A 14,843-nucleotide genomic window follows, 5' to 3' on the forward strand; every position below is an offset into this window, starting at 1 on the left:
CGACGCAGGCGCCCGGCCCCGATCTGGTTGTGGCGCTGTGCCGGCCCCGCTAAGGTGGCGCGACGCCCGAGGGACCCATGACCGACACCAAACCCGCCTACCAGGTTCTGGCCCGGAAATACCGGCCCGAAACATTCGCCGACCTGGTGGGCCAGGACGCGATGGTGCGCACGCTGAAGAACGCCTTTGCCGCGGACCGCATCGCGCAGGCCTTCATCATGACGGGCATCCGGGGCACCGGAAAGACCACCACCGCGCGGATCATCGCCAAGGGCATGAACTGCATCGGCCCGGACGGCACGGGTGGTCCCACAACCGAACCCTGCGGCGTCTGCGAGCATTGCGTGGCCATCAGCGAAGGCCGCCATGTCGACGTGATGGAGATGGACGCGGCATCGCGCACCGGCGTGGGCGACATCCGCGAGATCATCGAATCGGTGCATTACCGGGCGGCGTCCGCACGCTACAAGATCTACATCATCGACGAGGTCCACATGCTGTCCACCAGCGCGTTCAACGCGCTGCTGAAGACGCTGGAGGAACCGCCCCCGCATGTGAAGTTCATCTTTGCCACCACGGAAATCCGCAAGGTTCCCGTCACGGTCCTGTCGCGCTGCCAGCGCTTTGACCTGCGCCGGATCGAGCCCGAGGTGATGATCGCGCTGCTGAAGCGCATCGCCGGGGCCGAGGGGGCCCAGATCACCGACGATGCGCTGGCGCTGATCACGCGGGCGGCCGAAGGCTCCGCACGGGACGCGACCAGCCTTCTGGACCAGTCGATCAGCCACGGCGCCGGGGAAACCACCGCCGACCAGGTGCGCGCGATGCTGGGTCTGGCCGATCGTGGCCGCGTCCTCGACCTGTTCGAGATGGTGCTGCGCGGCGATGCCGCCGCCGCCCTGACGGAACTGCAGTCGCAATATGCCGACGGCGCCGATCCGGTGGCCGTGCTGCGCGATCTGGCAGAGGTCACGCACTGGATCTCGGTCGTCAAGATCACGCCCGATGCGCTGGAGGATCCCACGATCTCTCCCGATGAGCGGGCGCGCGGCAAGGACCTGGCCGAACGCCTGCCGATGCGGGTCATGTCGCGCATGTGGCAATTGCTGCTGAAGGCGCTGGAGGAGGTCTCGGCCGCCCCGAACGCGATGATGGCCGCCGAAATGGCGATCATCCGCCTGACCCATGTGGCCGACCTGCCCGATCCCGAGGCGCTGATCCGCCGCGTGCAGCAGGCGCAGACGGCCGGCGAATTCACCCGCGGCCCGGCGCTGCAGGGCGCCGCGCCCGCCAACGCGCCGCAGGCGATGCGCCGCGCGCGCCCGGCGCCGCAGGTCCAGCCTTCGGGGGCCGCCACCGCGCTGGCCGTGTCGCCGGACGTGCTGGAGAGCTATCCCGATTTCGCCTCGGTGGTGGAACTGATCTCGCGCATGCGCGACATGACGCTGCTGGTCATGGTCGAGCGCCATGTGGCCCTGGTCCGCTACAGCCCCGGCCGGATCGAGTTCGAGCCGCGCGACAATCCGCCCGCAGACCTTGCGCAGCGCTTGGCCGAGCGGCTGCGCGGCTGGACCGGTGGGCAGCGATGGGCGGTGAGCGTCACCAATTCCGGCGGCGCGCCGACCATCGCCGAGACCCGCGCGGCCGAGGCGCGTGCCGCACGCGACCGCGCGATGGCGCTGCCGATCGTCCAGCAGGTCATGGCGGCCTTTCCCGGCGCCACGCTGACCAGCATCACCCGCGCCGCGCCCCCGCCACGCGAGGTCGAGGACCTGGCCGAGGGCGCAGCCAACCCCCATGACGGAACCGAAGGCCCGGTGGCCGAGGTTGAGGAGTGGGACCCGTTCGAAGATGAGGATTAAGCGATGATCAAGGGATTGGGCGGCTTTGGCGACATGGCCAAGATGATGAAGGCCGCCAAGGACATGCAGGACAAGATGGCGCAGGTCCAGGAAGACCTGGCCCGCATCACCGTCACCGGAGAATCCGGCGCGGGCCTGGTCAAGGCGACCTGCACCGCCAAGGGCGAGTTGACCGCACTGGACATCGACCCGTCGATCTTCGTGCCCTCGGAAAAGGAAGTGGTCGAGGACCTGATCCTGGCCGCGATCAAGGAGGCGCAGCGTGCCGCCGAGGAACGGATGCAGTCCGAGATGGGCAAGATGACCGAGGGGCTGGGCCTGCCGCCCGGCATGAAGCTGCCGTTCTGACCCGATGGCGCAGGGCAGCGACGACATCCAGGCGCTGATCGCGCTGATGGCCCGGTTGCCGGGCCTGGGCCCGCGATCGGCGCGGCGCATCGTGCTGCAACTGATCCGCCGCCGCAGCCAGCAGATGGTGCAGCTGGCGCAGCTGCTGGACCGGGTGGCGCTGAATTCGCGCGAATGCGTGACCTGCGGCAACATCACCGACCGCGACGAATGCGCGATCTGCGCTGATCCCGCCCGCGCCACCGGAGAGATCTGCGTGGTCCAGGACGTGGCGGACCTCTGGGCGCTGGAACGGGGGCAGGCCTTCCGGGGCCGCTATCATGTGCTGGGCGGCACGCTGTCGGCGCTGGACGACATCGGCCCGGACGAACTGGGCATCCCGGACCTGATCGGCCGCATCCATGCCGAACGCATCACCGAGGTGATCCTGGCCCTTAACGCCACGGTCGAGGGCCAGACCACCGCCCATTACATCGCCGATGCGCTGGAAGGGACCGACATCACGGTGACCGGGCTGGCGCAGGGCGTCCCCATCGGCGGAGAGCTGGACTATCTGGACGACGGCACGATCAGCGCCGCATTGCGGGCCCGGCGCCGGCTGTGACGCGGGTGGATGAAGACGGATTGTGTCAAATCATCACCAAATCCTGACCTGACCCCGCGTCGCCAGCCGGACAGCCCGGGTTGATTCGCGAAGCTTTTGGCGACACAAGACCGAAACGACATCACGGGTACCAAGTTGAACGAAGTCGCCGTCATCATCCCTGCGCATAATGCGGGCAGGACCATCGCCCAGGCGATCCACTCGGCCCTGGCCGAGCCCGAGGTCGTCGAGGTCGTGGTCGTGGACGACGCCTCGACCGACGACACGGCGGCCGTGGCGCGCGGCGCGGATGACGGCAGCGGCCGGCTGCGGGTCATGGCCCTGCCCCGCAACGTCGGGCCCGCGCGCGCGCGGAACCTGGCCATCGCCGCATCGCACGCGGAATGGATCGCGATCCTGGATTCCGACGACGTCTTCCTGCCCGGCCGCTTCGCGCGGCTCTTTGCCCATCAGGACTGGGACCTGGCGGCTGACAACATCGTCCTTGTCCCCGACCACTACCGCGCAGGGCCGGCCCTGCCCGAAGTCCCCGAGTTCCACGACGACGCCCGGATTCTGTCGCTGAGCGAGTTCGTCGCCGGCAACCTCACCTCCGGCCGGATGTCCCGCAACGAGACCGGCCTGCTCAAGCCCGTGATGCGGCGCAGCATCCTTGTCCAGACCGGGCTTGCCTATGACGAGGACCTGCGGCTGGGCGAGGATTTCATCCTCTATGTGCGGCTGATGGCGCGCGGTGCGCGCTTCCTGACGATCCGCTCCTGCGGCTATGTGGCCTTTCAGCGGGGCGATTCGCTCAGCGCCCAGCACCGCACCGACGACCTTGGCAGCTATGCCCGCGCCGCGCGCCAGATCCTGTCCCAGGAAGACCTGTCCGACGAGGCCCGCAACCTGCTGGTCCAGCAAGAACGTCTGACCCGCAACAAGTATCACCACCGCCTGTTCCTGGACCAGAAGCGCGCGCGCGGACTGGCCGGTGCCTCGACCGAGGCGTTGCGCGATCCGGGCCGCGTCCTGCCGATCCTGCGCCTGACGGCCCGCGACAAGTACATGGCCCTGATGCGGCGCGCGGGACTGGCCTCGGTTCCGCATCACGCCGTGGGGATCAGGTTCCTGCTGGAGGGCCGCACCGGCCCCTGATCGGTTGGTCGGGCCAGCGGCTACACGCTTTTGGCACCGGTCCCCTGCGCTTGTGGACCCGAAGATGCGAATGCAGTATGAACCGTCGAAAAATGCCCGCATAAAAAGACGTGAAGGGTGAGGCCTTTGTGCCCCCTCGGGGCACAGCCGTGTTTTCAAAGAGGAAGGCTGACTGCGTGTTCGTGACCTATCTGGCCCATGACCTTGACGATCCGTCGATCTGGCGCAGGGCCGAGATGCTTCGTCGCGGCGGGGCCGAGGTGCGCGTCGCGGGCTTTCGCCGGGCCGAAGGTCCGCTTCCGGAACCGGCCATCGTGCTGGGCCGCACCGCAAACGGCCGCATGGTCCAGCGCCTCGGTGCGGTGGCCAAGGCCTTTCCGCGGATGGCGCGGCTGGTGCCGCCTCCGCCCGCCGGTGCCACCGAGGTGATCCTGGCGCGCAACCTGGAAATGATGATGCTGGCCGCCTCCCTGCGGCGGACGCGTCCCGCGCGCCTGGTCTATGAGTTGCTGGACATCCATTCGATGATGCTGGGGGATGGCGCCAAGCCCCGGGCGATCCGCGCGATCGAGGCGCGCCTGATGCGGAGCGCCGCGCTGGTCGTCGTCTCTTCGCCGGCCTTTGTCACCAATTACCTGCGCGCCCATGACCGGCCCGCCGTCCCGACGCTGCTGGTCGAGAACAAGCCCTTCGACGACCTGCTGCCGCAGGGCGCCCCGTCGGCCCCGCGCCCCGATGGCGGCCCGCTGGTGATCGGCTGGCTGGGGATGCTGCGCTGTCGCTATTCCTTGCAGGCGCTGGATCGCCTGACGCGCTCGGCACCGGGCCGCGTCCGTGTCATCCTGCGCGGCCGGCCCGCGCTGGACGTGCTGCCGGATTTCCATGAGGTCGTGGGTGCGAACCCTGACCTCGACTATCGGGGCGAGTATCGCTGGCCCGACGATCTGCCGGCGATCTATGGCGCGGTCGATCTGGCCTGGCTGGTGGACCGTTACCAAGCCGGGCAGAATTCGGACTGGCTGCTGCCGAACCGGCTGTATGAAGGATGCCTGAACGGGGCGGTGCCGATCGTCCTGCGCGGGACCGAGGTCGCGCGCCATGTCGAGGCCTGGGGCTGCGGCGTCGTTCTTGACGCCCCGACGGACGCCGCGATCCACGCTGCCCTGACCGGCATCGATGCGGACAGCCTGGCGACCCGCCGCGCCGCCGTCCGGGCGATCCCGCGGGCGCGCCTGTCGATGGATGATGCCGAATGCGCCGAACTGACCCGCGCGATCTGCGGTCCCCAGAGCCTTGGCCGGGACAGGCGGGCCGCGGCATGAGCGGGCTTCTGATCGTCATCCCGACCCTGAACGAGGCGCGGCATATCCAGACCGTGCTAGACACGGTCCTGCGCTTTCCCGCCGCCCGCGACGCGCTGATCGTGGTGGCGGACGGCGGGTCGCAGGACGCGACGCGCCAGCTGGTCACGCAGATGGCCGCGCGGGACGGGCGCATCCGCCTGATCGACAACCCGGGCCGCCTGCAATCCGCCGCCGTCAACCGGGCGGTGGCGCAGTTCGGCAACGAGGCCACCTGGCTTCTGCGTCTGGACGCCCACAGCCACTACCCCCAGGATTTCGCCGACAAGGTGCTGGAGGAGGCCGCCACGACCGGCGCCGACAGCGTCGTCGTCTCGATGGAGGCGCGTGGCGAGGGGTTCTGGCAGCGCGCCATCGCCGCCGCGCAGAATTCGCGCCTCGGCAATGGCGGCTCGGCGCATCGGCTGGCGGGGGGCGGCGCTTGGGTCGAACATGGCCACCATGCCCTGATGCGGATCGAGGCCTTCCGCGCCGTCGGCGGCTATGACGAGACCTTCAGCCACAATGAGGATGCCGAACTGGACTATCGGCTGAGCCGGGCGGGTCATCGCATCTGGCTGACCGGGCGCACGCGGCTGATCTATATCCCGCGCTCCAGTCTCCTGCCCCTGTGGCGGCAATACCAAGCCTTTGGCCGCGGTCGCCGGCGCAACCTGGTCAAGCATAAAGTCCAGCCCGGCCTGCGCCAGCTGGTAGTGGCCGGGCTGGCACCGGCGCTGGCGCTGGCGGTGCTGACCCCGATCGCGATGATATTTGCCCTGCCGCTGCTGGGCTGGCTGGCCATCTGCATCCTGGGCGGCCTGGCAATCGCGCTGTCGCAGCGCAGCCTGGCAGGCCTGCCCGCCGGCTTCTTCGCGGGCGCCATGCACCTGGCCTGGTCGGTGGGCTTCTGGCGCGAGGCCCTGAGCGGGCCCCCCTCCCGCAACAGGCGAGGTTCACAGTGAACGACATGATAGCCGAAGCGGCGCCCGGCGTCCTCATCGCCATCTGCACCTTCCGTCGGCCCGAACTGGCGCAGACCCTGGCGTCGATGCGCGACCTGAAGCCCTGTGGCCTGCCGGTCGCCATTGCGGTCGCCGACAACGATACGAGTCCGTCAGCCCAGGACTTGGTAACTGGCATCGCTGCGGATCACCCGCTGCCCCTGACTTACCTGCACGCGCCATCCGCCAATATCTCGATCGCGCGCAATGCGCTGCTGGATCATGCCCGGGCCGTGGGCGCGCGGTTGCTCATCTACGTGGACGACGATCAGATCGCTAACCCGAACTGGCTGCGCAGCCTGACCCAAGCTTGGTCGTCCCAGTCCGTCGGCGCAATCTTGGCTCCGGTGCACGCAACGTACCCGCCAGAAGCTCCCAGCTGGATGGTCCGCGCCCGGCCACACGACAACCTGCCCGTCACCGATCACAAAGGCAGCATCAAGGCCGGCTATACCGGCAACTCGCTGATGGACCTGGGCGATCCTGCGTGGCAGGGCCTGCGCTTCGACCTGGCCCGCGGCCGTTCAGGTGGCGAAGATACAGCGTTGTTTGCCGAATACATGGCCGCAGGGGGGTGCATCGGCTTTGCCGCCAATGCAATCTTGAATGAGCCTGTCCCCGCAGACCGCGCCAAGCTGTCTTGGCTGCTCCGCCGCCGCTATCGGATGGGACAGACCCATGCCAGCATCCTGGCGCACCGGGCCGGAACCGGCGGACGCCTGAAGGCCGCGGGACTGGCCTCCGCCAAGGCGCTGGCCTGTGGCGTCATGGCCCTGAGCCGCGCGGCCGACCCTGCCCGCCGCAACCCGCAACTGATGCGCGCCGCGCTGCATGCCGGCGCCGTGGCACAGCTGATGGGCGCACGACAGATCGAACTCTACGGCACAACGCCCGGATTGACGCACAATCCGAAAGGAAACTGATGTCCCGCGAACTGAGACACTACGAGCCCGCCCCCACTGTCGAGGTATCGCAGCCGCCGGCGCAGCAGACCATCGAGTTGCGGCGCCTGCTGGCGGCCGTGCGCCGCCAACGGTGGACGATCATCCTGCCGATGATCCTGATGGGTGCCCTGGGCTTCATCTATGCCAAGTCCAAGCCCTATACCTATACCGCAGCATCGACCCTGCTGCTGGACGGCGCGATGAGCAATGCCGTGCGACAGGTCGGCGGCATCGAAAACCGTGCCTTGCCCGCCGACACGATCGAAAACGCCCGCGTGGTCCTGACCTCGGACAAGCTGGCCCTCGACGTGCTGGACATCACGCAGCTGGACAAGCAGGAAGACTTCCTGGTCCCCCGCCAGTCGCGCCTGTCGCAGGCCATCGGCAGCGTCACCGGTCTGCTCACCTGGCCGGTCACTTGGGCCCGCGAACAGGTGGGCCAACTTGCGGAACCACCGCTGCCGGCGACCGATGGCGGGCTGCCGCTCGGCACTGCCGCCGCCCCGGGGGCCGAGCCGGTCGATCCGGCACGCCGCGCGGCGGCCGCGATGCTGCAGCGCAACCTGGTCGTCAGCCGCGTCGGTCGCAGCGGCGCGGTCGCCATCGGCTTCACGTCGCTGGATCCCACCTGGTCGGCGGCCGTGGCGAATGCCTATGCCGTGGCTTACACGGAGGATATCCTGAACGCGAATGCGCAGTCGGTCGGCCAGACCACCTCCTGGATGGACGGGCGGCTGGAAGACCTGCGCGCGAGAGCGCAGGCGGCGGCCGAGGCGGCCGAGGAATTCGCGGCCGCGAACCAGTTGGCCATGACCTCGACCGGCGCGCTTCTGGGCGAACAGGCGCAAAGCGAACTGAACGCCAACCTGACCGCGGCGATCAGCGAACGCGCCCGTGCCCAGGCCGTGCTGGACATCTATGACCGGGTCGTCGAGGGGGGCGTCGAGAACCTGCAGTCAGGCGCATCGCTCAGCATCGGCGGTGCCGTCTCGGACACGCTGCGCGCGCGCCTGGACACCTACAATGATGTCACCTCGCGCCTTCAGCAGCTGATCGAAAGCTCCGGCCCCGATCACCCGCAGGTGGCGGGCCTGCGCCAGACCCTGGCCAGCGCGGCCGACCGCCTGTTCATAGAACTGCAGGCGCAACGCCAAAGCGCCGAAACCGAACTGCGTGTCGCAGAAGAGCGCGTCTCCGCCCTGCGCCGCAGCCTGGACGAGGTCACCAACGAGAATTCCAGCCAGGCCGCGGCTCTGGTCCGTCTGCGCGCCCTGCAGCAGGAGGCCGAAACGCTGGCCACCCTCTACCAGAACACCCTGGCCAACGCGCAGGAGATCGAGCAGCAGTCCTCATTCCCGGTGTCGAATGTCCGCGTGCTGTCCTTTGCGCAGGTGCCGACAGGGCCTTCGGGACCTGCCAGCAAACGGATCGCCATCGCGGCTGCGCTTCTGGGGCTTTTCTTTGGCCTGGCGCGCGCCGCCCTGCGCGAAGGGCGCGAGACCCATCTGCGCACCGCTGCCGACGTGACCGATTATTCCCCGTTGCGGTTCCTGGGATATCTTCCGGTTCTGGGCCGGGGGCGGCCGATGCGCCCGGACCGGGCCAGGTCGCAGCCCAAGACGCGACCCGTCATCAGGCGGGCCGACGGGGGAAGGCTGCCCGTCGTTTCGGCCCCCAAGATCCCTCCGGTCCCGGTTCCCGTGCTGCACCACCCGGATTCGATCTATGCCGAAACCCTGCGCCATATCCGGCTGGCGGCAAGCCGGCTTTCGGGCGACACGGCCCCGATCACCGGCGTCACCTCGTTTCATCCCTACCAAGGGCGGGCGCTGGTCACGTTGAACCTGGCAGGCCAGATCGCGGCGACATCGGGCAAGCGGGTCCTGCTGATCGACACCGACGGCCGCGGCCGCCGGCTCAGCCACCTGCTGGGCGTGACCGACAAACCCGGTCTCAGCGACCTGCCGGAAACGGCGACCGACTGGCGCTCGATGCTGCACGATGTCACCGACAGCCAACTGACGGTCCTGCCCTGCGGCCAGGGATCCAAAGGTGCGGGCGATGACCTGGTGCTGGCCAAGGCGCTGCGGAAGGTCCTGTCGGAGGTGGACGACCGGTATGGCCATGTCATCCTGGATGTGCCGCCGCTCTATCCCGTGGCCCAGGGAATGGCCGTCCTGCGCGAATTGCCCGGCTGCGTCATCGTCGCCGAATGGGGTGAGACGCCCCGCGACATGATCGATCTGGTCCTCGCGAATCTGCCTGAACTGGAGACGACATGCCTTGGGGTGGTATATGACCGCGTGGTCCCGCGGCGCCTGAAGTCCTATCTGGCGCCGGGATCAGTCGAGCACATGCTCGTTTCATCAAGGGCTTGAACTCAGCAGCCTGCATGCCATTTACACAACTCGGGATAGAGACGTAAAAAAAAGTTGCACTTCTTGTAAGAAACGGTTCAAAGTTTCGAGAGGGGGGAACTATGTTTGCGGTTGTGTATCTGGTCATGCTCATCGCGGGAACTGCCGCCACCCTTCTTGGAGGGCTTCAGGCGGCTGCCGGGGCAGAGGTCATCCTGTACTACGTCGTGATGCTGGTGGGCGGGGCACAGGTCCTGCTTCTGGCCGTGGTCGCATCGCTTGCGGCGTGGCAGGCCATGAGGATGTTCGGATCTGCGGAACCGCAGGAGGGCTCATCCGCCGGGATCTGTCGCTGGGAACCTGGGGCGCTGGGAGGCGGCCCATTGGGACCCCGTCATCGTCATCACTGATCGTCAGCACCTCTTCGCCGAAAGATGGCTATCCACCCGAATCGTAAGGCTACCGAGGCGGAGGGTTGATGGAAGACGACTGATCGTTCTGGTGTCGCCTAGGTGAGGCTGGGTCTACATGGGCAAGCGCTAAGGGCGGACACGAATATCGGCACGCTCCAAGAGCTGGCCAACGGGTCATGCGGAAGTCCTCGCAGTGTAACCTGAGAGGAATATCCATCGGCGGCACGCCGTTATGGGAGGCGAGCAGGACGAGTTTCCCCGTTCAGGATACTGCTGCCAGTGGAATTCTTCTTGTGGTCGCCACGCTCGCCCACACAAGATACTGAATCCTCCCATCCGTCCTCCCCTGCACCGGTCTCCGTTCAAGTATTTCCTGATAGCGCAACCTGCCAAAAAAGACATGTCTGGCATGGCCTGCAACTTTCATTAAATTTTTCATCATCTTCGGCCATCAAAAAAATTTCGTGATCCGTACTCTTCCAGGAGTTGCGGCATAAACGCTTGAAAAACCCTCATATACCGTAAACATCTGCGCCGTACCCCTTCGTCTAGGTCGCTATGACCGAAAGGTTAGGTAAGGGTTCCGTAATTGGTCTTTCCAGGAGGGTGACTTTATGAATTTGACCCGCATATATTCGTCGCACGCAGATACGCAGAAAATCGATTTCCGAGTAAACGCCGGCCCCTCTTCTCACGCTGCCCGTGGCAAGGCCGTGGTCCCATCCGAACCCGTGGGGGGCCGTTCGAAACGGGCCTTGGACATCGCCCTGGTTCTGGCGGTGCTGCCGTTTCTTTTCATCATCATGGCGGGGCTGGCCCTGCTGGTCAAGGCGACGGCCAAAGGGCCGGTGCTTTATGGCCACAAGCGCGTCGGCTTCAATGGCCGCGAGTTCCGCTGCTGGAAATTCCGCACCATGGTCGTGAACGGTGACGAGGTCCTGCACCAGCACCTGCAGGACAACCCGCAGGACGCCATCATGTGGAACACGACCCGCAAGCTGAACGACGACCCTCGCGTGACGCCGGTGGGCAAGGTCCTGCGGAAGCTGAGCCTGGACGAGCTGCCGCAGCTGCTCAACGTGCTGTCGGGCGAGATGAGCTTGGTGGGCCCCCGTCCCGTCGTGCAGGACGAACTGGACCACTATGGCAGCACCGCGCCCTATTACCTGTCGACCCGGCCCGGCCTGACCGGCCTGTGGCAGGTCAGCGGCCGCAGCGACACGACCTACAGCGAGCGCGTCCGGCTGGACCGCCAGTACATCATGAACTGGAGCCTGGCCCAGGACATGGGCATCATTTTCAAGACGGTGCCTGCTTTGCTCAGCTCGCGTGGAGCGCGCTGACTCCGGGCAGTCATCAGTATGCCTGGAAGCCGCCGACCTTATGCCTTTCCCCGCTGTTCAGGTGGAAAGGCGCTCCGGATCGGCAGAAACCTTACCCCAGCAGCCGATGCCCCGATGGGGGCTTTTTCGTTTCGGCCCCGCGCCCTTCAACAGCGCCAGGCTGGGTCGCGGGCGGCGTCAGCCCTCGCGGACCGCCCGATCCAGCCAAACCGCCCATTCGGGCAGCGGGGACAGCGCGGGACCCCGCCCCGCGCTTGACTCGGCCGCGACCAGCGCCGCGGCGGGCGCGGGCGGCGCGGTCCAGGGTTCTCCCGGCGCCGGCAGGTCGGGACAGACGGAAGGGGCCGCGGTGGGCGCGGCAGCACCGGCCGCGCGGGCGCGACGCCGTCTATCCTGAATGCTGCCCAGCAGACGCGACAGCATGGCGGGGTCAAGAAGCCGCGGCGCCGCCCGCCAAACCTGGCGGTTCTTGATGTCGCGCACCAGCATCTCGTATTTCAAGGCCTGGTGCAGCTGCCGCTCCACCTTGGCCGCGACCGCCCGCGCCGCGGGATCATCAAAACGCGGCAGCGCGCGATGGGCCGCAAGGATTGCTGCCGTCGTGTCCACCGACAGGCGATGCGAGACCGAAGTGGCGTGCCGGCGATAGCCATAGAGCGGGTCTGGCAGCATGATGAACCGGGCGCCCTGAACCAGCAGGCGGACGATCAATTCGTTGTCCTCGCCGATCTTCAGGCTCTCGTCGTAAAGGTTGTTGCCCAAGGCCCTCCGCGAGATCAGCGGCTTGAGATAGCCGAAGGAGGGGATGCCCGCCTCTCCGGCGCTGCCGCGCAGGAACATCGTCACATCCAGCGGAACCGGAGCCGTCAGGCCCAGGGGCTGCAGCAGCGTCCGCCCGCCCGGAGCCTCCACCGTTCCGAAATGGACCAGGTCATCGGCGACGATATCGGCCCCCTGCGCCCGCGCGACCGCCAGCAGCCGCTCCAGCCGCCGGGGATGAACCAGATCGTCGCTGTCGACGATGGCGATCCAGTCGCCGCGCGCCACCCGCAAGGCGCGGTTGCGGGTGCCGGCGGGTCCCAAGCTGCGGTCGGAAGGCAGGATGCGCAGGCGGTCGTCCCGGATCGAGGCGGCCACCTGGAGACTGTCGTCATCCGAAGCATCGTCCGCCAGCAGCAACTCGATCCGGGCATGGCTCTGGGACAGGACCGCGTGGATCGCCGCGCCAAGGTGGCGGGCCCCCCGATAATTGGCCATGATGACGCTGATCAGGGGCTGGCTGCCGTCATCCGTCGCGTGCTGTTCCATGCCGGTCATGCGCCTTTGGTTCTTGATGCCCCGCCTGCATAGCCGCCCCGCCCGGGGACGACAACCGAAGGTCAGGCCAGCCGAAGTACCCGTGTCCGGGCAGAGGGCGCGACCTTGGGGGGCTGCGTCGCCAGACGGAAGCTGCGCCCGTAATAGAGGGCGGCCACCACCAGCACCGATCCTATGTCGAACTGGAAGAAATAGACGACCTCGACCCACATCAGGATCAGCTGGCGGACCATCAGGACGGCAAGGAACAGCGAGGCTGCCGATCGGGCCTGCACCGCCCAGGACAGCACGAAATAGACCGCCGAGAAGAACAGGACCGCCTGCATGGCCACGCCGATCAACCCGATCTCGACCGCGTTGGAGATCAGCGTGTTGTGAAAGTTGAAGCCGCTGCGCCCCTCGATCCCGAAGATCTCCCACAGCTGCTCGGCCAAGGGGTTGCCGATGACCCAGAAGGCCTGGAACCCGGCCCCGCGCAGGGGCCGCTCCATGATCTCGGTGACGGCATAGCCCCAAAGCTCGGTTCGGCCGGTCAGGGTCATGTCCTTGCCGGTGGCGTCCAGGAACTGCGCGGCGATCTGGTCGATGACGGTCGTGATCATGACCCCACCCGCCGCCACGAGGACGATCGAGAGCACGATCACCACCAGCCGGGTAGGCGCCTGCATCCGCTGCAGCAGCATCAGCGGACCCACGGCCGCCACGGACACCGCCACGGCGGCAAGCGCGCCGGTGGAATTGCCCATCACCATCAGCGTCGCGCCCAGGCCGGCCGACACCAGCGCAAGCAGACGCCAGCGCCATCCCATGCGGCGGTCCAGAAGGACGGCAAGCCCCACCAGGAACAGCAGCCCCATGGCAAAGGCCAAGGCGTTCTTGCTGCCATAGATGCCCAGATAGCCCATCCCATTTTCGCGCGCGTTGCCCGACGCCAGGCTGAGGACGCCGGCGATGAAATGCGTCAGAAGGACGATCTTGACCAAGGCCTGCGGAGTGATTCGCTGGCAGATAGCCAAGGCGATCACCATGGTCAGCATCAGCTGGATGCCATAGCGCAGGCTGACGCCCGCGTAATCGGACCAGGCGAAGGACACGAGGCACCAGGTCGCCATGGCGATCAGCAGCCATTCGCGTCGGACGGCCCGGAACACCCCGTCGGGGCCCGTGACGATCAGGATCATGCCGCCCAAAAGGAACATCAGCGCCCCCTTCGACCCTAGAAGCGGCAGCAATGTCAGTCCCAGGATGGTGACGAAAGCGATCACCACATCCGGTGTCCAGCGGATCGTCAGGCCCTGCCGCGGCGCGCGTCTGCGGACCGGACGCCGGGCTGGCGCGCGCGCCCGCGCAGGGGCACTGGTCAGCATGTGACCGACTCGGGAAAGAGGCAGGACTGGCCCGGAGGCGTATAGGCCAGCCAGTCGATCTCATAGGTCAGGGGACCCGTGCGCGGCCCTTGCAGGCCCATCCAGTCCGTCAGCTCGCTCGTGCTCCAGAAGGACATGTAGATCTTTTGCGGCCCGTTAGGCAGGGCCGTTCCCGGCTCGGTCTGATGCACCTGCCGGCCATCCAGGAACCAGGTGATGCGCTCGGGCTCCCACTGCATGGCGACGGTGTGGAACTCCTCGTCCAGCGGCGGCTGGACGGGCGCCGTCCCGCCGTTCAGCGGCTTGCCGTCGACATAGGTGTTGAACGTGACCTCTCCGGTATCGCGGGTCAGGATCTCGATGTCGATCTCGTCATGCTGCGCCCCATGCACAGGTCCGGCATAGGTGAAGACCGAGGCATTCAGCCCGGAGGCACGGGGGGTCCTGATCCGTGCCTCGATCGTGCCATGTTGGGCAAAGCCCTTGCTCTGGACCTCGCCGCAGGTCGCGCCGGCTCCTTTTTCGGCGTCGGCAGGAATATGAGCCAACTGCAAATGTCCCTCGGCCACCGAGACGGCATCGCGCGACCACTTGCAGTCCATCCAGTCGCCGTTGCTCCACCCATCCGAGATGTACCAGCGGCGGTTGTCCAGGCGCAGATGGCTGAAATCCTCCTTGAAGCCTTCGCGGATCAGCGGGCCGGGCGCCTCGGCCCATGCAGGCGCGGCCGAAACTGCCAACAGGCCGGCAGTTGCCAGGCGCAGCGCGAAAAAGCAGTGGGTCCGGGTCATGGGTCATCCTCAGCCA

Annotated in this window: 12 protein-coding genes; 9 read left to right on the forward strand and 3 right to left on the reverse strand. The window is 67.2% G+C overall.

From position 1 onward, the window contains the following. Nucleotides 1–77 precede the first annotated feature (77 nt). From ACNR9W_RS12415 to ACNR9W_RS12455, 9 genes are all read left to right on the forward strand, one after another. Nucleotides 78–1,862: a DNA polymerase III subunit gamma/tau gene (locus ACNR9W_RS12415; RefSeq protein ID WP_419268968.1), complete on the forward strand. Its 1,785-nt coding sequence runs from the start codon at nucleotides 78–80 to the stop codon at nucleotides 1,860–1,862. Between the two features lie 3 nt (nucleotides 1,863–1,865). Beyond that, a complete protein-coding gene (locus ACNR9W_RS12420) occupies nucleotides 1,866–2,210 on the forward strand; it encodes a YbaB/EbfC family nucleoid-associated protein (protein WP_419268969.1) in 345 nt (114 codons plus the stop codon). 4 nt (nucleotides 2,211–2,214) lie between these two features. Further along, the gene (gene recR, locus ACNR9W_RS12425) at nucleotides 2,215–2,814 is read left to right on the forward strand and encodes a recombination mediator RecR (RefSeq protein ID WP_419268970.1); all 600 of its coding nucleotides are present in this window, start codon (nucleotides 2,215–2,217) and stop codon (nucleotides 2,812–2,814) included. Between the two features lie 135 nt (nucleotides 2,815–2,949). After that, nucleotides 2,950–3,951 (forward strand): glycosyltransferase family 2 protein, encoded by a 1,002-nt coding sequence (locus ACNR9W_RS12430; RefSeq protein ID WP_419268972.1) that lies wholly within the window; start codon nucleotides 2,950–2,952, stop codon nucleotides 3,949–3,951. 176 nt (nucleotides 3,952–4,127) lie between these two features. Beyond that, on the forward strand, nucleotides 4,128–5,273 hold the full coding sequence (locus ACNR9W_RS12435; RefSeq protein ID WP_419268973.1) for a glycosyltransferase: 1,146 nt from the start codon (nucleotides 4,128–4,130) through the stop codon (nucleotides 5,271–5,273). Further along, a complete protein-coding gene (locus ACNR9W_RS12440) occupies nucleotides 5,270–6,256 on the forward strand; it encodes a glycosyltransferase family 2 protein (protein ID WP_419268974.1) in 987 nt (328 codons plus the stop codon). The genes ACNR9W_RS12435 and ACNR9W_RS12440 overlap by 4 nt, the downstream gene beginning before the upstream one ends. Nucleotides 6,257–6,342: 86 nt before the next feature. Then, nucleotides 6,343–7,218, forward strand: a complete 876-nt coding sequence (locus ACNR9W_RS12445) for a glycosyltransferase (protein WP_458478496.1) — start codon at nucleotides 6,343–6,345, stop codon at nucleotides 7,216–7,218. Next, nucleotides 7,218–9,617 (forward strand): GNVR domain-containing protein, encoded by a 2,400-nt coding sequence (locus ACNR9W_RS12450; RefSeq protein ID WP_419268975.1) that lies wholly within the window; start codon nucleotides 7,218–7,220, stop codon nucleotides 9,615–9,617. The genes ACNR9W_RS12445 and ACNR9W_RS12450 overlap by 1 nt, the downstream gene beginning before the upstream one ends. A 1,147-nt stretch (nucleotides 9,618–10,764) precedes the next feature. Then, complete coding sequence (locus ACNR9W_RS12455; RefSeq protein WP_419268976.1) at nucleotides 10,765–11,352, forward strand: sugar transferase; 588 nt, start codon at nucleotides 10,765–10,767, stop codon at nucleotides 11,350–11,352. A 177-nt stretch (nucleotides 11,353–11,529) separates the two neighbouring features. Here ACNR9W_RS12455 and ACNR9W_RS12460 read toward each other — a convergent pair whose 3' ends face one another. The 3 genes from ACNR9W_RS12460 to ACNR9W_RS12470 all read right to left on the reverse strand — a co-directional run bounded on the left by ACNR9W_RS12460 (nucleotide 11,530) and on the right by ACNR9W_RS12470 (nucleotide 14,827). Continuing rightward, nucleotides 11,530–12,669 carry a glycosyltransferase family 2 protein gene (locus ACNR9W_RS12460; RefSeq protein WP_419268977.1) on the reverse strand — a complete coding sequence of 380 codons (1,140 nt, stop codon included), beginning with the start codon at nucleotides 12,667–12,669 and terminating at the stop codon, nucleotides 11,530–11,532. Between the two features lie 62 nt (nucleotides 12,670–12,731). After that, nucleotides 12,732–14,036 (reverse strand): O-antigen ligase family protein, encoded by a 1,305-nt coding sequence (locus ACNR9W_RS12465; protein WP_419268978.1) that lies wholly within the window; start codon nucleotides 14,034–14,036, stop codon nucleotides 12,732–12,734. Continuing rightward, a complete protein-coding gene (locus tag ACNR9W_RS12470) occupies nucleotides 14,030–14,827 on the reverse strand; it encodes a family 16 glycosylhydrolase (RefSeq protein ID WP_419268979.1) in 798 nt (265 codons plus the stop codon). Before ACNR9W_RS12470 ends, ACNR9W_RS12465 begins: the two co-directional genes overlap by 7 nt. Nucleotides 14,828–14,843 lie beyond the last annotated feature (16 nt).

This window comes from Paracoccus sp. T5 (assembly GCF_048538155.2).
GTDB lineage: Bacteria > Pseudomonadota > Alphaproteobacteria > Rhodobacterales > Rhodobacteraceae > Paracoccus.

What these genes read in the sequence shown, in the direction of transcription:
- ACNR9W_RS12415 (WP_419268968.1), top strand. Translation starts at nt 78, where the DNA reads ATGACCGACACCAAACCCGCCTACCAGGTTCTGGCCCGGAAATACCGG.
- ACNR9W_RS12420 (WP_419268969.1), top strand. Translation starts at nt 1,866, where the DNA reads ATGATCAAGGGATTGGGCGGCTTTGGCGACATGGCCAAGATGATGAAG.
- recR (WP_419268970.1), top strand. Translation starts at nt 2,215, where the DNA reads ATGGCGCAGGGCAGCGACGACATCCAGGCGCTGATCGCGCTGATGGCC.
- ACNR9W_RS12440 (WP_419268974.1), top strand. Translation starts at nt 5,270, where the DNA reads ATGAGCGGGCTTCTGATCGTCATCCCGACCCTGAACGAGGCGCGGCAT.
- ACNR9W_RS12445 (WP_458478496.1), top strand. Translation starts at nt 6,343, where the DNA reads ATGCGCGACCTGAAGCCCTGTGGCCTGCCGGTCGCCATTGCGGTCGCC.
- ACNR9W_RS12450 (WP_419268975.1), top strand. Translation starts at nt 7,218, where the DNA reads ATGTCCCGCGAACTGAGACACTACGAGCCCGCCCCCACTGTCGAGGTA.
- ACNR9W_RS12460 (WP_419268977.1), bottom strand. Translation starts at nt 12,669, where the DNA reads ATGACCGGCATGGAACAGCACGCGACGGATGACGGCAGCCAGCCCCTG.
- ACNR9W_RS12465 (WP_419268978.1), bottom strand. Translation starts at nt 14,036, where the DNA reads ATGCTGACCAGTGCCCCTGCGCGGGCGCGCGCGCCAGCCCGGCGTCCG.
- ACNR9W_RS12470 (WP_419268979.1), bottom strand. Translation starts at nt 14,827, where the DNA reads ATGACCCGGACCCACTGCTTTTTCGCGCTGCGCCTGGCAACTGCCGGC.